Genomic DNA, 22613 nt, shown 5'->3' on the forward strand with positions numbered 1-22613 from the left:
GGACTCCTTCCAACAAAAATCAGCAGAGGAATGGAAGCACCATCAAGGCGTCGGGCTCGAGTCCGGCGCGCTCGCACACGGCCTGCGCCTTGGCGAGATAGGTCTCGGCCTGTGCCGGGCGGCCCGTGTCAAGGTACAGCGTTGCCAAACCATCGTAGCAAGGAAACAGCAGTTGTGGCTCGTCGATCTGCTCGGCCAGTTGCAAGGCTTCCTGGTACCACGCGAACGCCTGCGCATGATCGCCGTGGCATTGGTGGATCTGGCCGAGAACGATCAGCGGCACGGCGAGGTGATCCAGCAGGCCGAGGCGGCGGTCCAGGCTTGCCGCCGCCTGTGCCGCCGCGATGCCCTCGGCCTCGCAGCGATTGGTCAGCGCGCAGTAGGCCACCGCCAGGTTGGCGTAGAGCCGCGACTGGAAGCCGAGATCCCCGACCTTCCTGGCGGTTTCGAGGCCACGCAGGCAGGTCTCGATGCTGCGCTGCGGATCGAGCGATGCATAGAGCACCCCGAGATTGGTGTAGCCGCGGCAGGCGGCCTGCAGCAGGTGTTGGGCTTCGGCCTGGGCGACGCTGCTTTCGATCTGTGTCACCGCCTCGATGGGCCTGCCCAGACGCGCCAGCGCAACGCCCAGCGTGTTGCATGCCTCGGCGCGCACGACGGTGGCCTCGCGCGTGCGCTCCGGAAGGCTGTCGTCGGCGGCCGGCAACGCCACCAGCGCGCGCTGTGCGAACGCCACGGCGGTGGCGTTGTCGCCGGCACGGAACGCGAACCGGCCCATCTCCTGGAGCAGGTGCCCGCGCTCGATGGCATCGCCGTCGTCGCCCAGGCGTTCCAGTCCGGCGCTGAAGCAGGCGCTGGCACGATCGCGCTCTCCGGCCTGCCAATGCAGGCCGCCCATCTTGCGCAGCAAGCGTGCAGCGCGGACCGGATCGTTGTGCTGTTCCACGGTCTGATACACGGTGTCGTAATGCGCCAGCGCCTCGGCGTGCTGCCCCTTGAGGCCCAGCAGATCGGCGATGCGCTCGCGTGCGTCGAGTTCCGCGGCCTCGACGGCGGCCGCCGGCGCCGGCGTTTCCGCCGAGACTTCGGCCAGCGTGCGCAGCGCGCGTTCGTAGTGGCGCAGCGCGTCGTCGTTGGCATAGACCGCGCGTGCCCAGTCGCCGGCGTCCAGCAGGTAACGCGCGCCGCGCACCTTGTCCGGCGACAGGCTCCAATGATGGCCCAGCGCCTCCAGTTCGGCCAGACGGCCCGGGCTGCCGGCCTCGTCTCCGATCGGCGACTGCGCGCGTGCGCCGAGCGCGGCTTCCAGCGCGAGGGCGGTGCGCTGGTGCAATTCGGCGCGCCGCGTCAGCAACAGGTTCTGGTAGGTCACCTCGTGCAGCAGCGCGTGCGTGAAGCGCCAGCGCTGCGCACCGCCGGCACCCTCGCTGCGGATCAGGTCGGCCGCGGCCAGCCGGGCCAGTGCTGCCGCCGTGGCTTGGGGCGCATCGCCCGCGATGCGCTGCAGCAGGGTGCTGTCGAACTCGGCGCCGAGAACCGCGGCTTCCTGCAGCGTTCGGCGGTCGTCGCTGCCCAGCCGGTCGATGCGCGACAGCAGAAGGCCGTACAGCGTGGCGGGAACGTCCATCGCCTCGTACGGCGCCTCGCACACCCAGCGATCCTCCTGGCGCACCAGCAGGCCGTTGCCCGCGAGGCTGCGAACGATTTCCTCGACAAACAGCGGGTTGCCGCCGGCGCGCGTCGCGACGAAATCGCGCACCGGCGCCAGGGCGGCGTCCGCCGGCGTGCCGAGGAGGTGATCCACGAGCGCCTGTGCGTCTGCGTTGCCCAGCGGACCCAGCTCGACCACTGCCTGCTGGGCGCGGGTGGGGCGCAGTGCACGCGCATCGGGGCGCTGCAGGACCAGCAGCATCAGGGGCCGGTCGGCCAACTGGTCGGCCACCTCGCGCAGCAGATCGACCGACGCCGCGTCGGCCCAATGCAGATCGTCGACCACCACCATCAGCGGCCGCTGCGCCAACCGGCGCTCGATCAGCGAGCGCGCCGCCAGCGTGATCTGACGCTGCAACTGCTCGGGCTCGATATCGCGCGGCCGCGCATCATCCTGCAGGCCGAGCAGGTAGGGCAGTACCTGCGCGATCGCATCGGTTTCGTCGGCGTCGGCGCCGAGCGCCAGCAGCCCGTCGTGCAGCTTGCGCCGAGCCAGTTCGAGCGGATCCCCTGCGTCGACGCGATAGGCCTCGCGGAACAGCGCGCCGAAGGTGCCGTAGGTCGGCTCTCCGAGCGACGAACAACTGGTACGGCGCACCGCCGTCGCCGCCAGCCGGCCATCGCGTTCCAGCCGCGCGAACAGTTCGGCCAGCAGGCGCGACTTGCCGGCGCCGGCTTCGCCGACCACGCTGACGACCTGGGCGCGGCCGCTGTGCATTCGATCGAATGCAGCCAGCAGGCACGCCATCGCCTCGGCGCGCCCGACCAGCGGCGCGGCCAGGCCCAGTTCGGCCAAGCCGCGTGCCGAGAGCACGTCATCGCGCGCGCCGGCCAACTGGTGAGCCCGCAGCGGCTGCGCCTTGCCGCGCAATGCCAGGGTCTCGGCCGGCAGGAAGCTGAAGCGGTGCCGCGCCAAGGCCTGCGTCGTCTCCGACACCAACACGGCGCCGGGCGCGGCAGCCGACAGCAGCCGCGAGGCCGTGCTCACGGTGTCGCCCGTGACGGCGTAGGCAGCGCCGGCACCGCCGGCGACACCGCCCAGGCTGCCGGCCACGACCGGCCCGGTGTGGATCCCGATGTGAAGGGTCACCGGGCCACCCAGGCGGCCGGCCCATTGCAGACTGAGCCGCTGCATGGCCTGCAGCATCTCCTGCGCGGCCTGGATGGCGCGCACAGGATCGTCCTCGTGCGCACGCGGCGCGCCGAACACCGCCATCACCGCGTCGCCCACGAACTTCTCGACGAAGCCCTCGTAGCGGGCGACGGCCTGCGCCATGGTCTCGAACAGGGCGTTCTGGAAGGCGCGCAGGCGTTCCGGGTCGGTCCGTTCGGCCAGCGAGGTGAAGCCCGTCAGATCGGCGAACAGCACCGTGACCAGGCGCCGATCCGCCTGGTGATCGACGCTGTCGGCCGGCGGCGGCGGCGGCGGCGGCGGCGGCGCCACCGTGCTCGGCGCACGACCCGGCCCCAAGTCCGCGCCGCAGCGCGGACAGAACGCGAACTCAGCCTCGCACGCGAAGCCGCAGGCCCGGCAAGGCCCGGCCAGCCGACGCCCGCAGCGCTGGCAGAAGGAGGACGCGGGCGGCACTTCGCCGCCGCAGCCGACACAGGTGATGGTCATCGCGTGCCGCAATGCTGCGCCAATTCCGGTGGCGGCGCCACCGGATCGACATCGACCTCGGCCGGCGGTCCCTGGGATGCGATTGAACGCCCGGCAACCCCCAGTTGGTCCATCATTGCCCGACCAGGACCGGTTGGAGAGGACGCCCATGTCAACGCTCGCATTGTTCGACGCCGCCGTTGCCGCCTTGAGCTCGGCCGTGGCCACGCCCTCCGGCATCATCGCGCTCTGCTCTGCGGGCGTCGCCGGCATGCTGGTGATCGTGAGCTCCTTCGTGAAGACCATGATTCCGCTGCGCTGCCTCGCGGTCGGCGGCAACCTGGGCTTTCTGATCTATGGCGCGCTGCATCCGTCGCTGATCATGGTGGTGTTGCACGGCGCGCTGCTGCCCATCAACATCTTCCGCGCGGCCGAAATGGCGCGCCTGACGCGCCGCGTACAGGAAGCCGCGGCGTCGAATGACCTGTCCGGCGTCTGGCTGCGCCCTTACATGCGCCGGCGGCGGCTGAAGAAGGATGCCGTGCTTTTCCGCAAGGGCGATGCAGCCACGCATCTGTATTTCCTCGTCGACGGACGCATCGAGTTCGTGGAAATCGGGGAAACGATGGCGCCCGGCCGGCTGTTCGGCGAGATCGCGTTCTTTGCGCCCACCAAGTGCCGCAGCCTGACCGCCCGCTGCGTGACGAACTGCACCGTGCTGCAGATGGACGAGATGACTTTCAAGACGCTCTATTTCCAGAACCCGGCCTTCGGATTCGAGGTCGTGACCCTGGTGGCCGGACGGCTCTGGGCTGACCGACAACGACTGGAAGAGCGACTCGCGGCCGCCATGCAAGTCGCCGGCGCGGCGCAGGGGTGATTTATGTGTGAACAGGCCTAGCCAAGCGGCCGACGCAGCATGAAAATCCGCCTCATCATGAAACACGCGACACTTCGCCGATGGGTGCTGTGGGGCTGGTTCCTGGTCCTGGGCCTGCCGGTGATCGCCCAGGCACAGGCCCAACTGGGCAGTGCCGCTGCCTTGCAGGCCAAATACGACGCCGTGCAGACGCAGCTCGATCGCAACGCCTTCGGGCGGCCGCTGGTGCTCGAATCGACGGAAGCCTCCGGTCAGTTGAGCGGCGATATCTTCGCGGTATTGAGTCATCCCTTCGATCAGGTGAGCAGTTCGCTGAGCCAGCCCGGCGTCTGGTGCGATGTGCTGATGCTGCACCTCAACACCAAGTACTGTGCGGTGCGCGAGACAGGCGATGTCAGGACGCTCGCCGTCTCGATCGGCCGCAAGTTCGACCAGCCGCTTTCGGATGCGCAGCGCGTCGATTTCGTCTGGCAGACGCCGACCGTCGCCGCCGACTACCTGAGCGTGCGACTGAAAGCCGACAAGGGGCCGCTGTCGACCCGCGACTACCGCATCGAACTCGAGGCGACGCCGCTCGGCAACGGCAACACCTTCATTCATCTCGGCTATGCCTATGCCTACGGGGTCGCAGCGCGCATCGCGATGCAAGGCTATCTCGCCACCATCGGCGCCGACAAGGTGGGATTCACCGCAACGGGCAAGGATTCTGCGGGGCAGCCCGACTACGTGGGCGGCGTGCGCGGCGTGGTGGAGCGCAACACCATGCGCTACTACCTCGCCATCGATGCCTACATGGACGCCCCCAAACAACTCGCACAGCGACTCGCGACGTGGTTCGACAGCACGGAGCGCTATGCCCGGCAACTGCATGAATTGGACCGGGACGACTATCTCGCCATGAAGCGCAGCGAATACAAGCGCCTGGCAATGCCCTTGACCGAACAGTCGCAGAGGTAGCCATCGTGGAGCGGTGGATCATCGCGCCTCGCACCGGCTTCGGCGCTGGCGCGGCGGTTCTTCGAGGTGGCGAGGGTCAGCCGATCCGGGCTTCCAGCAATGCGGCGATGCCCAGCAGGTAGCGGTCGTCGTACCAGCGCCCCGCGAGCTGCAGCCCGATCGGAAGCCCGAGCGAACTCTTGCCGCACGGCATCGACAGCGCCGGATGTCCCGTGAGGTTCATCGGGTAGGTGTAGGGATACCACGCGCCGCGCACAGTGCCCGCCGGCACGCCGGCGATCTCGATCTCGCCGCTCACATCGACATCGATCGAGAGCGGCGGCGCAGACACCGTCGGCGACACCAGCACGTCATGGTGCTCGAACAGCGCCTGCAGTTCGGCAAAGCAGCGCGTCTTCGCGAAGCCGGCTTCGTGCAATGCGATGGCGCTGTGCTGGCGGCCCTTCAGCACGGCTTCGACCAGCGTCGGATCGATGCGCTGGCCGAAGCGCTCGAGGTTGTCGCCGATGCGCGCGGCCAGCAGCGACTGCAGCAGCACGAGGAAGTGCCGTTCGAGCGAGACGAAGTCGAGCCGGATCTCTTCGACGATCGCGCCCTCGCCTTCCATCGCGCGCACCGCGGCGCGGGTGGCAGCGAGCACTTCCGGGTCGACCGGGTTGCCGGCACTGGGCAGCCACGCGACCTTCAATCCGGCGAGCGACAACGGCACCGGCCGGCCCTGCGCTTCGGCGCCCAGCCCATAGGGATCGCGCCGGTCGAAGCCGCGGATCGCATCGAACAGCAGCGCCGTGTCGGCCACGTCGCGCGCCATCGGGCCGACGAAGGAATTGACGGAGAACAGGTCGGGCGCCTGCAGATGCGGCACCATGCCCAGCGTCGGCTTCAGCCCGACGATGCCGCAGCACGAGGACGGGATGCGGATCGATCCGCCGCCGTCGGTGCCGAGCGCCAGCGGACCCATGCCCGCCGCCACCGCCACCGCGGCACCGCTGCTCGACGCGCCCGGCGTGAAGCGCGGATCGATCGGATGCAGCGTGCGACCGAAGATCGGCGCCACTGCCACCGGCTTGTGGCCGAACTCGGGCGTGGTGGTCTTGCCGATCAGGATCGCGCCGGCCGCCTTGGCGCGCGCGACGGCGATGGCATCTTCCTTCGGCACGAAGTTCTCGTAGATCGCCGAGCCCATGGTGGTGCGCACGCCGGCCGTGGCCGTCAGGTCCTTGACCGAATAGGGCACGCCATGCAGCGGCGGCAGTTCGGCGCCGGCCATCACGGCCGCCTCGGCAACCCGCGCCGCGGCCAGCGCCTGGTCGGCGGTGACGGTGATGAAGGCATTGAGCTCGCGCCGCGCCTCGATGCGGTCGAGCGCGCCCTGCACGGCTTCCACCGGCGAGATCTCCCTGCGCCGGATCAGCGACGCGAGTTCGCGCGCGCTGTGGTTCATGACATCCATTCGATTCCTCCAGGTCCGGCCAGTCGTTCGTTCAGACCATCCAGCGACCGCCGTCGATCAGCAAGGTCTGCCCGGTGATGAAGCGCGCGTCGTCGCCCGCCAGAAAACTCACCGCCGCCGCGATGTCCTCGGGTGCGCCGATGAAGCCGGCCGGCGTGTCGGCGACGATGCGCGCGAGGACCTCGGGCTTGAGCTTGTCGTGGGCGCGCGTGCGAATCGCGCCCGGGCACACGGCATTGACGGTCACGCCGTGCGGCGCCAGTTCGCGCGCCAGTGCGCGCGTGAAGCCGATCACACCCATCTTGGCAGTGGCGTAGTCGGCCAGGCCGCTGTCGCCGACCAGCGCGGCATCCGAGCTCATGTTGACGATGCGGCCGAAGCTGCGCTCGCGCATGCCGGGCGCGACGCGGCGCGAAGCCCGCATCGTCGTCAGCAGCGAAACCTCGAGCACGAAGCGCCAGGTGGCCTCTTCCGAGGCAATGAAGGGACCGGAGCGTTCGCGCGCGCTCTGCCCGACGTTGTTGAACAGCAGGTCCACCGGCCCGAGCTCGGCTTCGACGCGGTCGAAGAAAGCGCAGACGATGGCCGCATCGGTGCAGTCACCGGCGACACAGAGACAGCGTGCCGCCGCATCGGGCACGGCGGCGAGCTGTTCGATCAGCGGCGCGCAGTCCAGGTCCAGCACTGCGACCCGCGCGCCTTCGTCCAGAAAGCGCAGGGCCGCCGCGGCGCCGATGCCCTGGCCGCCACCGGTGACCACGGCGATGCGATGGTCGAATTTCATCTGCATCCTCTCGATCAATGGAAGGTGCGGCCGCCGTCGACGGCCAGCGCGGTACCGGTGATGTAGCTCGAGCCCGGTCCGCTGAGATAGAGGATCGCTTCGGCCAGTTCCTCCGGCTGCGCGATGCGATGCAAGGCGTAGCGCTGGCGGATGAGTTCCAGATCGCGCTCGGGATCGGCGCTCTGTTCGTAGCTGGTGCGGAACAGCGGCGTGTCGACCGCGCCCGGGCACACCGCATTGACGCGGATGTTGTCGGGTGCGACCTCGATCGCCAGCGCCTTGCCGAACATGATGACGCCGGCCTTGCTCGCGCAGTAGGCCGTGCGATGCAGCAACGGGCTCAGGCCGGCACCCGAGGACACGTTGACGATGGTGCCGCCACCCGCGCCGCGCAGGTGCGGCAGCGCGGCGCGGCACAGCAGCATCGGGCCGGTCAGGTTGACCGCGAGCGTGCGCGCCCATTCGGCATCGGACAGCTGTTCCAGCGGCATGCGCGAATCGATGCCGGCGGAATTGACCAGCGCGTCGATGCCACCGAGCTGCTCGGCCGCCTGTGCGACGGCCGCGCCGACCGCCAAGGGATCGGCGACGTCGCAGACGGCTGCGAACGCGCCATCGCCGAGTTCGCCGCAGACCGCTTCGAGCGTGGCGCGGTCGCGATCGAGCAGGCAGACGCGCGCGCCGCGTGCCAATGCGAGGCGCGCCACGGCCAAGCCGATGCCGCTGGCGCCGCCGCTGACCAGAAAGCGCTGCCCTTGATGCGCGAGGCTCATGCCGCCCCTTTCGCGGCGGCCTTCAGCCGCGGCCGCATGTCGTCGGAGATACGGTCGCAGCGATCGATCCACACATTCCGGTGCGACAGCGCATGCTCGATCAGCCCTTCCAGCACCTTGATGCGCGACGGCTGGCCGATGATCTCGGGATGCATGCCGACCATCATCATCCGGTCCTCCGCATAGAGCACGTCGAACTCGCTCTTCCACGCTTCGAGCACCGCCGACGGCGCCTGCAGCGTGCGGCCCGGCAGCACGATCGAGTACTGGAAGAAGGGCGCATCGTCGAGCACCCAGCGGAACGGCAGCTCGACGATGTCGGTGCGCTGGCCGCCGATCTCCAGCAGGTACGGCGAATCGTCGTCGAAGAAGTTCGAGGAGTAGTCGAAGCCGTACTCCTTGATCAGGTCGAGCGTGATGGCGCTGAACTCCGCCGCGGGCGAGCGCCAGCCGCGCGGGCGGCTGCCGGTCAATGCGGTGAGGATCTCCATGCCCTTGCGCATCTCCTCGCGCTCTTCGTCGGGCGACAGGTTGACGATCCAGCGATGGCTGTAGCTGTGATGGGCGACCTCGTGCCCGCGCTCGACGACCTCGCGCACCAGCGCGGGCTGGCGCTCGGCGACTTCGCCGGGGATGAAGAAGGTCGCCTTGATGCCGTAGCGATCGAGCAGCGCCATCACGCGCGGCATGCCGACCTTCCAGCCGTACGCGCCCTGCGACATCAGGATCGGCCGTTGGGCATTGGCGGGATCGCGCCCGGTCCACATCGTCTCGGCATCGAGATCGAAGGTCAGCATCAGGGGAAAGCCTTTGCTGGTCACGGACATGGAAGACTCCTTCGAATTCAGACGTGTTTGTGAAAGCCGGTCCAGCGTTCCGCCAGAAGCAGCACGATGCCGGTGAAGACGATGAGAAGGGTCGAGACGGCCGCGACACTGGGATCCACGCCCTGCTCGACCGAGGTGAAGATCTTGACCGGCAGCGTGGTCTGGCTCGCGGACAAGAGAAAGATCGAGACCGGCACGTTGTCCAGCGAGGTGATGAAGGCGAACAGCCCGCCCGCCACCAGCCCCGACTTGACCAGCGGCAAGGTGACCAGCCGAAAGCTCGTGAAGCCGTCGGCGCCCAGCACCTGGGCTGCATCCTCGAGCGCATCGTCGACCGAGGCAAGGCTCGACAGGCAGGCACGCACCACGTAGGGCACGGCGATGACGACGTGCGCGAGCCAGAGCCCGATCGAGTTGCCGCGCATGCCGGTCAGCGTGTAGTACTGCAGCAGCGCCACGCCCAGCACGACGGAGGGCAGAATCAGCGGCGCCATCATCACGGACGTGAGCGCTGCTGCGGCCGGAACCATCTTGCGATGCAGCGCATAGGCCGCCGCCAGGCCCAGCACCAGCGCCGCTGCCGTCGCCGCGCAGGCGAGCCAGAGACTGGTCCAGGTCGCGCTGAGGTATTCCGAGTCGCGCAGCACCACGTCGAACCAGTGCAGCGTGAGTCCCTGCGGCGGAATCGTCAGGTACGCCGTCTTGCTGAAGGCCGCCAGCATGACGACCAGCACCGGCAGTTGAAGAAAGAAGATCACGCCGAAGGCCGCCGTCGCGAGGACGCGTCCCGGGCCGCGCTCGCTCGTTTTCATGCCGTGCCTCCCCAGCGCTTGAGCACACGGCTCGACAGGCCGATCACCAGCAGGGTCATCGCGGTCAGCGCGAAGGACATCGCCGCGCCGCTGGGCCAGTCGAGCGTCTGCAGGAAGTCGTCGTAGACCATGGTCGCCATCACCTTGTAGGTCGGGCCGCCGAGCATGCGCGGCGTGACCAGCGCACTGATGGTCAGCACGAAGACGAGGATCGAGCCGGCCAGGATGCCGGACGCGGTCATCGGCAGCGTCACCGACCAGAACACGCGCGCCCGGCTGGCCGCGAGCGTGTAGGCCGCGGCCTGGACATCCTTCGAGATCGCCTGGATCGCCGGCACCAGCATCAGCACCATGAAGGGCAGGAAGATGTGCGACATGCCGACCAGCAAGCCGAACAGGTTGAACATCATCTTGATCGGCCGCTCGATCAGGCCGACGTCGACCAGCAGGTTGTTGATGAGCCCGCGGTTGGCCAGCAGCGCGATCCAGCCGAAGGAGCGCACCACCAGGTTCAGCAGCATCGGAAAGATGACCAGCATCGTCAGCGTGAGCCGCATCCTCGGCCCCGCGTTCGCGATGTAATAGGCCAGCGGATAGCCGAGCACGAGGCAGATGGCGGTGACGCCGAAGCCCAGCACCAGCGTGCGCACCACCACCTCGCGGTAATAGCTGTCGGTGACGATGCTGGTGTAGTTGGACAGCGTCCACGTCGCGGAGATGCCGGTGCCCGGCAGGTAGTCGTGCAGGCTCAGCGGCAGCATCAAGAGCACCGGCGCGACGAAGACGAGCAGCAGCAGCACGAGCAAGGGAGACGCGAGCAGCAGGCCCGGAAGTCTGGCCCGGTTCATGCGGCCTCCGCGCGCTTCTCGTTCACGTACACGTGCATCGGATCGACCGCGAGGCGCACCGGCATGCCGACATCGAGCGCGGCATGGATGCCGCTGGATGGCGCCTCGGCGATCAGCTCGACGGTGCCGAGCGACACCACGTACTGCACGCGCGCGCCGACGAAGGAACGCAGCGCGACCCTTCCCTCGAGCGCCGCGGGCTCGCCGGTGCCGGCGAAGCGGATGTCCTCCTGGCGCACCACGACGTCCACCGCAGCGCCGTCGGCCATGCCATCGGACAAGGCGGTCGGCAGCCGGATGCCGTCCGCCAGTTCCACCATCGCGCCCGCGGCGCCGACCCGCTTGAGGGAACCCGACAGCCGGTTCGGCCGCCCGATGAAGCTGGCGACGAAGCCGGTGGCCGGACGGTGGTAGATCTCCTCGGGCTTGGCGAACTGCTGCACCACGCCATGCGCCAGCACGCAGACGCGGTCCGACATCGACATCGCTTCGCCCTGGTCGTGTGTGACGAAGAGCGTGGTGATGCCGACTTCCTTCTGCAGCCGCTTGAGCTCGATCTGCATCTCGTCGCGCAGCGAGGCATCGAGGTTGGACAGCGGCTCGTCGAACAGCAGGATGCTGGGCCGCGGCGCGATCGAGCGCGCGACCGCGACGCGCTGCTGCTGCCCGCCCGAGAGCTGGCGCGGCAGGCGTGCGCCATAGCCCACCAGCCGCACGCTCGCGAGCGCCTCTTCGACGCGCCGCTTCAGGTCGCTGCCGTCGACGCCCTGACGGCGCAGGCCGAAGGCCACGTTCTCGAACACGCTCATGTGCGGGAACAGCGCATACGACTGGAACACCAGCCCGATGCGACGCTTGTTGGTCGGCAGCGCCGTCACGTCCTGGCCGTCGATGAGGATGCGGCCGCTGGTGGGCTGGATCAGCCCTGCCACCATGCGCAGCACCGTCGTCTTGCCACAGCCCGAGGGCCCGAGCAGCGAGATGAATTCGCCGTCCTGCACCGAGAGCGAGACAGACGCGACGGCCAGCTGTTCGCCGTATCGTTTTTCAAGCCGGTCCAGCGTGAGAGATGGCATGTTCAGCGCGCCACTTCGCGCTGCCAGCGCTTGGACCATTCCGGCAGGCCCTTGGCAACCGCTTCCGGTTCGGGCAGGTAGAGCTTGTCGAAGGTCTCGCGGTAGGGAACGATCTTGGCCGCCTTGTCCGACACCGTCGCCTTGGTGTTGACCGGGCCGGCATAGCTCTTCTCGGCGAAGCAGGCCTGGCCGTCGCGCGACAACACCTCGTCGATGTACTTCAACGCCAGCTCCGGCGACTTCGCGCCCTTCGGGATCACCAGCGCCGGAAGAATGCCGACCGCGCCCTCCTTCGGATAGGCGACCGCGAGCGGCAGGCCCTTGTCCATGGCCGCGCCGGCGCGATCGGGATACCAGACGGCGATCGCGATTTCCTTGCGCTCGAACATCGACACCAGCTGATCGGCCTGGGTATAGAGCGTGACCGAGGCCTTGGCGAGCGGCTTGATCGCTTCGAAGCCCGGGTCCATGTTGGTGAGCGTGCCGCCCTTCATGCGGTTGAGCGCAATCAGCAGCTGCGCGCCCGAGGTGCCGCTGATGTCGCCGATCGCGAGCTTGCCGGCGTACTCGGGCTTGTACAGGTCGTTCCAGGACGTGGGCGGCGTCTTGATCTGCGTCGGGTCGTAGACGATCAGCGTGGCGCTGGTCTCGAAGGCCACGTACTGGTTGTCCTTGTCGAAGGCCTTGGGCGAGATGTCGGGCGCATTGCTCAGCTTGGACTTGTCGAGGGTCTCCAGCAGCTTTTCGTTCTTGAGCTGCGCGGCCAGCGAGTTGTCGATGTAGACCACGTCGAAGTCCGACTTGCCGCCCGTCGCGCGCACGGCCGCCGCGAACTGCGACGAATTGCCGAGCTTCAACGTGACCTTGGCGCCCGTCTTCTTCTCGAAGGGAGCGATGTGGCAGATCTTGGAGTTGTCGGCGAAGGAGCCGCCGAAGATGCCCACCACCAGATCCTCGGCCTGGGCTGCGCAGCAAAGAAAGGCGGTGACGAGCCCGAAGGCCAGCGTACGTGAAAACCCGTGGTTCATGGAAGCTCCTGGTGAAGACGCCGTCGAAGCGCAGGCCGCTTCGATGTGAACGCGCCGGCCCGGAATCGGGTCGGCGGGACAAACTTTATCTTTCGCAAAAGATAAGTGCAAGACATTTATGATCGCGCTGGGTTGTTACGCCGCGCCGCATCCGGGATCGGCGCCGCGACGGCCCGAGAAAGGTCTGCGGATGGAACACGAGAAGAACGATCTGGTGGGTCGCGGCATTGCGCTCTGGGCCAGCGAACGGCCGGACCTCGACAGCAGCGGCAAGGCCGTGGTGGGCCGCCTGATCCGCCTGGAAGAGGTCGTGCTTCGGTCGCTCAACGCCGTTTTGCAGCCCTTCGGATTGAAGTACCAGGAATACGCGGTGCTGGCGACACTGCGCGTGTCGGGACCGCCCTATCGCCTGACGCCGTCGCGTCTGCAGGCCACCTTGCTGTTCACCTCCGGCGGCCTGTCGAACCTGCTCAAGCGGCTGGAGCGCGATGGCCTCGTGCGGCGATCCACGGATCCGAGGGACGGACGCGGCGTCCTGGTCAGGCTGACCGCCAGGGGTCAGCGGCTGGCCGACGAGGCGATGCCCCGCCACGCCGCCGCCGAGCTTCACCTGCTGCGCATGTTCGAGCCGCAGGAACGCGCGGCCCTGGCCCGGCTGCTGAGCGTGATGATGGTCGGCAACGCGCCCGAACTCGGGCCCGCGCCGGGGTGAATCCGCGCGGCGCCCAGGCCTATCGCCGGCCGCTGCGCAGTGCCGTGATCAGCAATGCGGTGAGTGCCGCGCCCGCGGCGGCCGCACAGAGCGCGGCGCGCACCGGCTCGTCGGCGATGTAGCGGGCGCAGTCGGCCTTGGCGTCGTCCACGCGCTCCCTGAAGCTCCTGATCTTTCCGCCGGCCGCGTTCACCGCATTCCTCGCATAGGTCTTGCCGATCGCGGCGGCATCCTTGCCGATGTCCTTCGCATCGCTCGAGAGGCCTCTGACCGTGTCGAGCGCCTCGGCCGCCGTCGCCTGCGCGTCCTCGGCGTTGGCACCGAGCGAGCGCAACGTGTCCTGGCCGATCCGCTTGCTTTCCTGGGCATAGCCCTGCAGCGCCTCGAGGGTTTCGCGGCGGGTTCTTTGCGCTTCCTGCGCGAGCTGGGACGGTGTCTTCGGGTCGTCGTGCGGCATGGCGTTCTCCTTGGATGCAAACGGCGCGGCGGGCGCTACGGCACGTCGTTCAGGCCGGTCGCATCGAGGCGGCCGATCAGTTCCATGCGCTGCAGCGGTTGGAGGTTCGCGCCCGCGGCCGGCACCACGCGGGTCAGGAATTCGACGACCGCCTTGCCGAAAGCATCGTTCCGGTCGCCCGCGACCATGTGGCCGGCGGAGCCGACATTGACGAACTCGCTGTCCGGCGCCATCTCCAGGAATTCGCGCACGCCCTGGTCCGTCAACACGTCGGACTGGCCGCCGCGCACCAGCAGCGAGGGCACCTTGAGCGCACGCGCACAGGCCTCCAGCCGGGTCTGCCTGAGCTTCAGGTCGCGATGCCCCTGCCTGAACCGCGGATCCCAATGCCAGTGGTATTTGCCGTCGGCGCCGAGCCGCACGTTCTTGGCCAGGCCCTGAAGGTGCGTGGGGCGCTCGCGATGAGGCTGGTAGCTGGCGATGGCATCCGCCACCTGCTCCAGCGAGTCGAAGCCCTCGGGATTGCGCGACATGAAGGCGTTGATGTTCTGGACGCCCGCCGCCTCGATGCGCGGCGCGATGTCGACCAGCACCAGCGCCCTGGCATCGACGAAATGCTCGCCGGCCGCGACCAGGCTGGTGCCTCCGCCCATGGAAGCGCCGACCAGTACGGGGCGCTGGTTGCCCAGTTGGGCCAGCACGCATTGCAGGTCCTGCACCATCACGTCCTGGCCGTAGGCGCCGTCGGCCGCCCAGTCGGAGTCGCCATGGCCACGGGCGTCGAAGGCGACTGCGCGATAGCCGGCGGCGCCCAGGACTTCGCCCGTGCGCTTCCATGCGTGGCGAGTCTGGCCGCCGCCATGCTGGAGCACCACCAGCGGCCCCGAGGGATCGCCCCACGAATCGCCGGCGAGGCGAACGCCTTGCATGCCGGTCCAGTAGTGCATGGGCTGCGGCGTCCCGGGCAATCGTTCGCCGGCGCTCACAAGGCAACCTCCGCCCTGCGGGCTGCGGTGCGAGCGCCTTCGGGCGGCCGGGCGGCGCTCATGCGAGCCCCTTGCATGTTGGCTGCTGCTTCGAAGAATTCATGCCTCAAGGATAGCGGCTTTGCCCGTTTTGCCGTCCGCCGGCCCGAGGACACCGGCGCCTCATCTCATTTCGAACGCACGAGACGATGCAGCCGCAAGCGGTGCCGGTGCGCGAGCGCGGCCTTCCCCCGGAGAATGAGCATGCCAAAAATTGATATCATCTTTGTTTACAATAATGACTACATAAATGAAGTAACGAAGTTATCATTCGAGCCCGATGAGAATTCCCGGAGCCATCTGCCACGGCATCACGCGACAGGGCATCGGCCATCCACCCAAGCACCACGCACAGAGGAGCGCATGTTCAACAAGGTCGTCATCGCCAACCGCGGAGCCGTCGCGGCACGTGTGATTCGCGCATTGAAGAAGCTCGGCATCCGATCGGTCGCCGTCTATTCGGAAGCCGACGCGGGCCTGCCCTATCTGGCCGAAGCGGACGAGACCTTCTGCATCGGGCCGGCCGAGCCCAAGGCCAGCTACCTGAACCAGGATGCGCTGCTCGACGTGCTGAAGAAATCCGGTGCGGATGGCCTGCATCCCGGCTATGGCTTCCTGTCGGAGAACGCCGGCTTCGCACGGCGCGTCAATGCCAGCGACGCGCGCTTCATCGGTCCGAGCCCGGAATGGATCGAAGCCATGGGGCACAAGACCCGCGCGCGCGATCTGATGGCCCGGCACGGGCTGACGATGGCGCCGAGTTCCGGCCTGCTGAACGGCGACCCGGCCGCCGCGCTGAAAGCAGCCGAAGCCATCGGATTCCCGGTGCTCGTGAAACCCGCGGCGGGTGGCGGTGGCATCGGCATGGTGGCAGCCCATGACGCGGCCGAACTGGCACAGGCCATCGAGCGGGCCGGGTCACTCTCGGAGCGCAGCTTCGGCAATGCGGAGATCTACCTCGAGCGCCTGATGCTCCAGCCGCGCCACATCGAATTCCAGATCCTGGCGGACCGCCATGGCAATGTGCGGCATCTGTTCGAGCGCGACTGCTCGATCCAGCGGCGCCATCAGAAGGTCATCGAGGAATCGCCCGCACCGCTGCTTCCGCGCCCGGCAGCAACCCGTGCCGGCGACGACATCGTCGAGGTGCTGCGCAAGCTGCGCTACGACGTGATCGGCACGGTGGAAACGCTGTTCGGCGGAGGCGCCGATTTCCAGTTTCTAGAGATGAACACACGCCTGCAGGTCGAACACGCGGTCACCGAAGAAATCACGGGCATCGATCTGGTGGTTGCACAGGTTCGCCTGGCCGCAGGGGAAGGGCTCGATGAGGTGCTGCCACCTGTCGTCGCGACCAGCGGCCATGCGATCGAAGCCCGCATCTACGCCGAAGACCCGGTGCGCTTCTTCCCCTCGCCCGGCACGCTCAAGACCCTTCGGTTTCCGGCCGGCGAAGGCATCCGTGTCGAGACCGGCTTCGCCGAGGGCTGCAAGGTGACGCCTTACTACGACCCCATGATCGCCAAGCTGATCGTGCATGCCGACGACCGCGCCTCGGCCATCGAGCGCCTGATCGGCGCGCTCGACGCCACGACCATCGAAGGGGTCAAGCACAACATTCCGTTCGTGCGCAAGGTCGTCGACAGCGAGGAATTCCGTGCCGGCCATGTCCATACCGGACTCGGCACCGACATCCTGGCCCGCGCGGCCCAGAAATCTGCTTAACTCCAAGGAAACAACACATGGCACGCACCGAAGTCGTATCGGAAATCACCGGCAAGGTCTGGAAGATCCAGATGCCCGAAGGATCTCAAGTCGCAGTCGATGACTCGATCCTGATCGTGGAATCCATGAAGATGGAAATCCCCGTCGTCAGCACTGCCGCAGGCCGGGTCGTCGAAATTCGAGTCGAGGAAGGTGACTCCGTCGAGGATGGGCAGGTCGTCGCGGTGATCGAGGGCTGAGTTGCCGGCGCCGACATGAACGCCGTTGCCACCCTCTCCTTGACGTCGCTTCACCCAGCGGCGCACCGCGTCCAGGCGTCGGCCGCACTCGGCACTGCGCGCACTTCGAGCCCCCTTTAGATCACCTTCACGTCGACCACCAGAGTGAGCTCCGAGAACAATGCGCCGTAGATACGTTGCAGCGACAAGGGCCGATCGCGCACTGTGTAACCTCGCAGTTCGAGCATGAATCCCTTGGCGCCCGCCCGGCTGCCGATGAATCGGCCAACGTCGGCGTCGAGCGGCTCGAACGCCATGCGCTGCTCGATGCGCATGGTTGGCAGGGAAAGGCGCTGCGAAATCAGCTCGCGCAGATTGGTGTCGTCGCGCGGCTCGTCATCGCGAAAGAGGGCATCGAAGTCCTTGCGGCGAAGAAAGAGCTTGCTGAGCAGCGCGAAGCGGCCGTCCACATCGACCCAGCGCTCGATGCAGACGATGGCGCACGCGGCACCGAAGAACTGCGCCACGCCGTCGGCGGCCGTGCCAACGTGCCAGTCGATCAGATGCCAGTACAGCGGAAGATTGCGATCCTTGGCGTCGCGAAAACGCAGATAGCGGGTGTCGATCGACGCGCCGAGGCCGCGCACGAAGCTGCCGCGCCCATGCTCTCGCGTGATCGCACCGCGCTGTGCAAGCACCTGCATCGCGCGCTGGACCGTGCCAAGACTGATGTCGTATTTCGAAGCGAGCGCCCTCTCCGAGGGAAGGCGGTCGCCGCTCTTGAGCCTTCCGGCAGCGATGTCCGAAATGATGATGTCTACGATGGCGCGGGCTTTGGAGATGACGGGGGGGGAATCTGCCATGTCGGAATCGAAGGGTGGCCCCGACTATAAGACCCTCGCCACCACGCCGGCCTGGCTCTTGTCGGTCAGCGAATCGGTTCGAGCCTGGTTCGGGCTTCGTCCCAGACGTTCGGGTTCACCAGGTGCGCAGGCCGCCTTGCAGAAAGCGCATCGAGCACTTGCCGCACAGCCGAATGCGCGAGCTGATACAGCGCGTCGCCCGAGAGTCCTGCGATGTGCGGCGACAGCAGAAGATTCGGCAAGGCGAAAAGCGGTGTTGTCGAAGACAGCGGCTCGTCTTCATAGACGTCGAGTGCTGCGCCTGCGATCCACCCCTCCTGGAGCGCGCGCGCGAGAGCCGCCTGCTGCACGACCTTGCCGCGCGAGGTATTGACGAGAAACGCACGCGCTTGCATCTGGCGCAGTTCGGCTTCGCCGATCATTCCGCGCGACTGCGCAGTGAGCTCGCAATGAAGCGACACGACGTCGGATCGGCGGAGCAACTCGTGGAGATCGGGCAGCAGCGTGACGCCAAGATGTTCAGCAAGCTGCGGCGAGACATGCGGATCATAGGCAATGACGTTCATGTCGAACGCCGCCCTGCACTTGCGTGCCATTTCCGATCCGATGAGTCCCAACCCGACGATGCCCAGCGTTCGGCCGTGCAGATCCATGATGTCGAGCTGCGTTCGCCGTGGCCAGGCTTGCGGTTCGCGCACGGCGCGCGCGCATTCGAACAGCCGTCGCGCCAGCGCGAGCATCGCGCCCATCGCATGTTCGGAGACAGGGAGAGTTCCGAGCCCGGGATTGTTGACCACCGCCACGCCATGGCGCGTGCACGCATCGATGTCGATCGAGTCAGTCCCCCGGCCGGAGGACGCGACCACGACGAGACGAGACGCCTGGGCCAGCACGAGGTCATTGACCGGAAACGGGTATCGGACGATTGCACCCTGAGCATTCATGAGCGCCTCGGCGATTTCAGACGGACTCGGGTTGTCGAGCGCCACGACATCGACGTGTTCGCGCAGCAGGTCAAGCGCCGTGGAATGGTAGATCTCGCCGATCAGGGCGACAGTCTTGCGTCGGGTATCGATGTCTTTCCTGCGCTGCGTGGATGGGTCCATGGTGAATGCTCTTTGGTTGTGCCGATATCGGGCGGTCTCGATTTCGTGATGCAGGGGCTGTACATCCGCTGCCATCCGTACCTATACTATCTCAACTGCTATGTAGCAGTGAAGCGCTTCGAAGTGAACACATGGAAGGAGACATCATGGCCAGAGCCATCATCTTGAATCCCGACGACAACGTCGCGACGCTCGTCGACCCGGGCAGCGAAGGCGATGAGGTCGCATTGAGTGGAGAAGGCAAAGGAACCGTTCGGCTTCTGGTGCCTGTCGACTACGGACACAAGGTCGCCACGCGCGATATCGGCAAAGGCGATCCGATTCTCAAGTACGGCATCGTCATCGGGCGCGCGACGCAATCCATCCGGACGGGTCAGCACGTGCACCTGCACAACGTCGAGGCGCTGCGCGGCCGCGGCGACAAGGAGGCAGCATGAGTCGCAACACGTTCTGGGGCTACGCACGGCCCGACGGCTCGGTGGGGATTCGCAACCTGATCGCGGTGATCTCGGTCATGGACAACTGCAATCCGGTAACGCGTGCCGTTGCGCAGGCGGTGCAGGGCACCGTCTACCTTCCGGGTTCCTTTATCCGCGGGCAGCTCGGCAAGGATCGCGAGATCACGCTGCACGTCACGGCGGGACTTTGCCGCAATCCGAACATCGCAGGCGTCGTCGTGATCGGCCTCGAGCCGCGCACCACGACGGAGCTGGTAGAACTCCTCAAGCCCTCGGGCAAGCCCGTCGTCTCGGTCGACATGCAGCTCGCCGGCGGGACGATCCATTCGATCGCCGCGGGCACGCAGGCGGCGCTGCATCTGGCGCGCGAGGCATCGAAGCAGCGGCGCCAGGAGTTTCCGCTGTCGCGTCTTCACATCGGACTCGAATGCGGCGGCTCGGACACGACCTCGGGCCTGGCGTCGAATCCCGCGATCGGCGTGGTGGCCGACGCGATCATCATGGCGGGCGGCACCGCGACGATCACGGAAACGTCCGAGTTCTTCGGTGCCGAGGCCTTGTTTGCCGAGCGCGCCGCAACGCCCGAGGTCAGGCAGAAGATCCTCGACACCATCCAGGGCCACGAGAAGGACATCATGGCGCTGGGCATCGACCTGCGCGGATCGAACCCATCGCCCGACAACATACGTGGCGGCCTGACCACAATCGAAGAGAAGGCGCTCGGCGCCATCGCGAAATCGGGCAAATCCCAGGTCATGGACGTGCTGAATTACGGCCAGATGCCGACGCAGACCGGCCTGCATTTCATGGCAGGTCCGGCGCCGGCGGTCGAATCGATCACCGGGCTCGCATCGGGAGGATGCCAGTTGTGCCTGTTTTCGACCGGCGTCGGCAATCCGATCGGTCACCAGGTGACGACCGTCATCAAGGTCAGCGGCAATCGCAACACGCTCGCGGCCATGCCGGACAACATCGACTTCGATGTATCAGGCGTGCTGGAGCGCAATGAATCGATCAAGGACATCGGCACCCGCTTGCTCGACTACGCGATCTCGGTCGCGAATGGCGAGATGACGACTTCGGAACTGCTCGATACGCGTGAGTCAGCCATCAGCCGCTTCGGCATATCGATGTAGCCGGACTTTTGCAATCCACACCAGGAAGTCGGTTCATGATCAATCGTCGCCACTCCATCGCCGCGCTGGGCGCGTTCTCCACGATCCTTACTCGCGCGGCGTTCGCGCAGGACGTCTTTCCTTCCCGGCCCATCAGGCTCGTGGTGCCCTATCCGCCGGGCCAGGGCGCCGACATCTTCGGACGCATCGTCGCCGAGAGCCTCTCGCGGAATTGGACCCACGGCGTGGTCGTCGACAACAAGGGCGGCGGCGGCGGTGTGCCCGGTGTGATGTCGGTCAAGCTTGCCCCGCCCGACGGCTACACGCTGCTGGTCGGCGGCAGCCAGGCCATGACCGTGAATCCGAACATCTATTCCAAGATGCCCTATGAGCCCTTGAAGGATTTCACGGCGATCACAGGTCTTTACGTGGCACCGCTGATTCTGGTGGTCAATCCGGACAGCGGCATCTCGAGCCTGGGCGAGCTGGTCGCAGCCGCCAGGAAGTCGCCCGGCCAATTGAGCTACGCGTCCGCGGGCACCGGCACTTCGCAGCACATGACGGCCGAGCTCTTCTGCCATGTCGCCAACATCAACATGGTGCACGTGCCCTATCGCGGAAGCGGACCGGCGATGACGGATCTGCTCGGTGGCCAGATCAAGATCATGCTCGACGGCCTGGCTTCGTCGCTGCCACACGTCGTCTCGGGCAAGATTCGTCCGCTGGCCGTCACGACACCGCAGCGCGTGCCGCAGTTGCCCGACGTGCCGACCATTGCCGAACTGGGCTATCCGGGTTTCTCGGGTATCGGCTGGGCAGGTCTCTTCATGCCGGCCGGTGCGCCGGCAAGTCTGGTCGAGAAGATCAGCGCCGATGTGCAGGCCGTGCTCAAGGCGCCCGAGATGCAGAAGCGCATCGTCGATCGCGGCGCCATCGCCGACCCGAGTTCACCGCGCGCAACCACCGATTTCGTGCGCAATGACACGGCCAAGTGGGCCGAGGTGGCGCGCATCGCCAACATCCGGATGGATTGAGCGGGCGCGACGGCTTTGCGGGTCGATCCCGATATCGGAGGACGCGATGAACCCTGGATGCTCTAGCGAAGGCTATTTCGCCATGGCCGCGCTCGAGGAATTCGTCGCCTCGATCCTGCAGCGCAAGGACATGCCTTCCGACGATGCGCGCTGCGTCGCCGCTTCGCTGGTTCGAAGCGAAGCGCGTGGATGGAAGACGCACGGGCTCTCACGCGTCAAGTCGTACGTCGACATGCTCGACGAAGGACTTTTCAACCCTGTGCCCGCCATGCACCACACGGTGCTGCGCGGCGGTGTGGTCTTCGATGCCGACGGCGCCATGGGCGCGGTAGCGGCGCGGGATATCCTGCGTGCGGCCCGCCATGCGCTGCGCGACAGCGCGAGTGTGCTGGTCGTTGCGCGCGACGTCGGCCACCTCGGTGCGCTCGGCGTCCACGTCCTTGCGGCAGCGGAGTCAGGCCTGTTCTGCATGGCCGGGCAACAGACGCCCAGGCTGCTTGCGCTCGAGGGTTTCGAGCGCCGCGCCATCGGCAACAACCCGTTGGCATTCGGCTGCCCGCTGCCCGACGCACCGCCGCTCGTTTTCGATATGGCATGCAGCAAGGCCGCGCGGGGACACATCCTGCTCGCCGCACGCGAAGGCCGGTCGATCCCGCCGGGATGGGCTGTCGATGACGAGGGCGCCTCCACCACCGACGCGAGTCGGGCGCTGCACGGCGCCTTGCTGCCGGCCGGCGACGCGAAGGGCCTGGGCCTCGCGATGATGGTCCAGGTGCTCGCTGCATCGCTGTCGGCCACCGACGCGTCGAACGCACGCGCCGCGCCGTCGTTGCGCGAGGGCGGCGGCACCAGCCGGGTCGGCGCGTTCTTCTGGTTCGTCGACCCGGATGCCTTCGGGAGCCGTGCTGCATTCGACGAGAGCATGTCGGACTGGACCGGCTACTTCATCGGGTCGAGTACGCGCGGCGCCGCGCGGCTGCCTGGGCAGCGCGGCGCCACGCTCGAAGAACAAGCGCGCAAACACGGCATCGCGCTGTCGGCACCCGTGCAGGACGACCTGACGGCGCTGGCGCAACGATTCGAGCTTCCTTTCGTGGCGCCGCGGAGAGCGTAAGACACCGGCCATCAAGACCCGTCGACCGGCCGCGTCAT

22 protein-coding genes are annotated in these 22613 nt (G+C 67.2%); 9 read left to right on the forward strand and 13 right to left on the reverse strand.

Annotated elements, in window-relative coordinates; translation table 11 throughout:
• Positions 1 to 19: 19 nt before the first annotated feature.
• On the reverse strand, positions 20 to 3331 hold the full coding sequence (locus E5P2_RS36380; protein ID WP_162571918.1) for an ATP-binding protein: 3312 nt from the start codon (positions 3329 to 3331) through the stop codon (positions 20 to 22).
• A gap of 148 nt (positions 3332 to 3479) precedes the next feature.
• On the opposite strand from E5P2_RS36380, the gene E5P2_RS36385 reads away from it, so the two are divergent.
• Positions 3480 to 4190, forward strand: coding sequence for a Crp/Fnr family transcriptional regulator (locus tag E5P2_RS36385; protein WP_162571919.1), 711 nt, complete (start codon positions 3480 to 3482; stop codon positions 4188 to 4190).
• 57 nt (positions 4191 to 4247) lie between these two features.
• Positions 4248 to 5147, forward strand: a complete 900-nt coding sequence (locus tag E5P2_RS36390; RefSeq protein WP_232081057.1) for a hypothetical protein — start codon at positions 4248 to 4250, stop codon at positions 5145 to 5147.
• Positions 5148 to 5223: 76 nt separating this feature from the next.
• Here E5P2_RS36390 and E5P2_RS36395 read toward each other — a convergent pair whose 3' ends face one another.
• Genes E5P2_RS36395 through E5P2_RS36430 form a run of 8 tightly spaced genes read right to left on the reverse strand, consistent with a single transcriptional unit; the run spans position 5224 to position 12748 of the window.
• Positions 5224 to 6600, reverse strand: a complete 1377-nt coding sequence (locus E5P2_RS36395) for an amidase (protein WP_162571920.1) — start codon at positions 6598 to 6600, stop codon at positions 5224 to 5226.
• A 31-nt stretch (positions 6601 to 6631) separates the two neighbouring features.
• Positions 6632 to 7384, reverse strand: coding sequence for an SDR family NAD(P)-dependent oxidoreductase (locus tag E5P2_RS36400; RefSeq protein WP_162571921.1), 753 nt, complete (start codon positions 7382 to 7384; stop codon positions 6632 to 6634).
• A gap of 14 nt (positions 7385 to 7398) precedes the next feature.
• Positions 7399 to 8157: an SDR family NAD(P)-dependent oxidoreductase gene (locus tag E5P2_RS36405; protein WP_162571922.1), complete on the reverse strand. Its 759-nt coding sequence runs from the start codon at positions 8155 to 8157 to the stop codon at positions 7399 to 7401.
• Positions 8154 to 8984 carry a polysaccharide deacetylase family protein gene (locus E5P2_RS36410; protein ID WP_162571923.1) on the reverse strand — a complete coding sequence of 277 codons (831 nt, stop codon included), beginning with the start codon at positions 8982 to 8984 and terminating at the stop codon, positions 8154 to 8156. Before E5P2_RS36410 ends, E5P2_RS36405 begins: the two co-directional genes overlap by 4 nt.
• A gap of 17 nt (positions 8985 to 9001) precedes the next feature.
• Positions 9002 to 9796, reverse strand: coding sequence for an ABC transporter permease (locus E5P2_RS36415; RefSeq protein WP_162571924.1), 795 nt, complete (start codon positions 9794 to 9796; stop codon positions 9002 to 9004).
• Entirely contained in the window at positions 9793 to 10644 is an 852-nt protein-coding gene (locus tag E5P2_RS36420; protein WP_162571925.1) for an ABC transporter permease, read from the reverse strand. The genes E5P2_RS36415 and E5P2_RS36420 overlap by 4 nt, the downstream gene beginning before the upstream one ends.
• Positions 10641 to 11720 (reverse strand): ABC transporter ATP-binding protein, encoded by a 1080-nt coding sequence (locus E5P2_RS36425; protein ID WP_162571926.1) that lies wholly within the window; start codon positions 11718 to 11720, stop codon positions 10641 to 10643. The genes E5P2_RS36420 and E5P2_RS36425 overlap by 4 nt, the downstream gene beginning before the upstream one ends.
• 2 nt (positions 11721 to 11722) lie before the next feature.
• Positions 11723 to 12748 (reverse strand): ABC transporter substrate-binding protein, encoded by a 1026-nt coding sequence (locus E5P2_RS36430; protein WP_162571927.1) that lies wholly within the window; start codon positions 12746 to 12748, stop codon positions 11723 to 11725.
• 118 nt (positions 12749 to 12866) lie between these two features.
• Here E5P2_RS36430 and E5P2_RS36435 point away from each other — a divergent pair, with 118 nt between their 5' ends.
• Positions 12867 to 13460, forward strand: coding sequence for a MarR family winged helix-turn-helix transcriptional regulator (locus E5P2_RS36435; RefSeq protein WP_162571928.1), 594 nt, complete (start codon positions 12867 to 12869; stop codon positions 13458 to 13460).
• A gap of 19 nt (positions 13461 to 13479) precedes the next feature.
• Here E5P2_RS36435 and E5P2_RS36440 read toward each other — a convergent pair whose 3' ends face one another.
• A complete protein-coding gene (locus E5P2_RS36440) occupies positions 13480 to 13917 on the reverse strand; it encodes a hypothetical protein (RefSeq protein WP_162571929.1) in 438 nt (145 codons plus the stop codon).
• A gap of 35 nt (positions 13918 to 13952) precedes the next feature.
• Entirely contained in the window at positions 13953 to 14903 is a 951-nt protein-coding gene (locus tag E5P2_RS36445) for an alpha/beta fold hydrolase (RefSeq protein WP_162571930.1), read from the reverse strand.
• A gap of 402 nt (positions 14904 to 15305) precedes the next feature.
• On the opposite strand from E5P2_RS36445, the gene E5P2_RS36450 reads away from it, so the two are divergent.
• Together E5P2_RS36450 and E5P2_RS36455 are read left to right on the forward strand one after the other, a co-directional pair.
• Complete coding sequence (locus E5P2_RS36450) at positions 15306 to 16667, forward strand: acetyl-CoA carboxylase biotin carboxylase subunit (RefSeq protein ID WP_162571931.1); 1362 nt, start codon at positions 15306 to 15308, stop codon at positions 16665 to 16667.
• Positions 16668 to 16684: 17 nt separating this feature from the next.
• Positions 16685 to 16906 carry an acetyl-CoA carboxylase biotin carboxyl carrier protein subunit gene (locus tag E5P2_RS36455; RefSeq protein ID WP_162571932.1) on the forward strand — a complete coding sequence of 74 codons (222 nt, stop codon included), beginning with the start codon at positions 16685 to 16687 and terminating at the stop codon, positions 16904 to 16906.
• A 116-nt stretch (positions 16907 to 17022) separates the two neighbouring features.
• On the opposite strand, the gene E5P2_RS36460 is transcribed toward E5P2_RS36455, so the two are convergent.
• Positions 17023 to 17748: a GntR family transcriptional regulator gene (locus E5P2_RS36460; protein WP_162571933.1), complete on the reverse strand. Its 726-nt coding sequence runs from the start codon at positions 17746 to 17748 to the stop codon at positions 17023 to 17025.
• A 65-nt stretch (positions 17749 to 17813) separates the two neighbouring features.
• Positions 17814 to 18854 (reverse strand): hydroxyacid dehydrogenase, encoded by a 1041-nt coding sequence (locus tag E5P2_RS36465; RefSeq protein ID WP_162571934.1) that lies wholly within the window; start codon positions 18852 to 18854, stop codon positions 17814 to 17816.
• Between the two features lie 146 nt (positions 18855 to 19000).
• Between E5P2_RS36465 and E5P2_RS36470 the strand changes: the two genes are divergently transcribed.
• The 4 genes from E5P2_RS36470 to E5P2_RS36485 all read left to right on the forward strand — a co-directional run bounded on the left by E5P2_RS36470 (position 19001) and on the right by E5P2_RS36485 (position 22575).
• Positions 19001 to 19291 (forward strand): UxaA family hydrolase, encoded by a 291-nt coding sequence (locus E5P2_RS36470; RefSeq protein ID WP_162571935.1) that lies wholly within the window; start codon positions 19001 to 19003, stop codon positions 19289 to 19291.
• Entirely contained in the window at positions 19288 to 20448 is a 1161-nt protein-coding gene (locus tag E5P2_RS36475; protein WP_162571936.1) for a UxaA family hydrolase, read from the forward strand. Before E5P2_RS36470 ends, E5P2_RS36475 begins: the two co-directional genes overlap by 4 nt.
• Before the next feature lie 35 nt (positions 20449 to 20483).
• Positions 20484 to 21461, forward strand: a complete 978-nt coding sequence (locus E5P2_RS36480) for a Bug family tripartite tricarboxylate transporter substrate binding protein (protein WP_162571937.1) — start codon at positions 20484 to 20486, stop codon at positions 21459 to 21461.
• Positions 21462 to 21543: 82 nt separating this feature from the next.
• Entirely contained in the window at positions 21544 to 22575 is a 1032-nt protein-coding gene (locus E5P2_RS36485) for an Ldh family oxidoreductase (RefSeq protein ID WP_232081058.1), read from the forward strand.
• The last annotated feature ends 38 nt before the right edge of the window (positions 22576 to 22613 follow it).

This window comes from Variovorax sp. SRS16 (assembly GCF_901827165.1).
Classification (GTDB): Bacteria; Pseudomonadota; Gammaproteobacteria; order Burkholderiales; family Burkholderiaceae_C; genus Variovorax.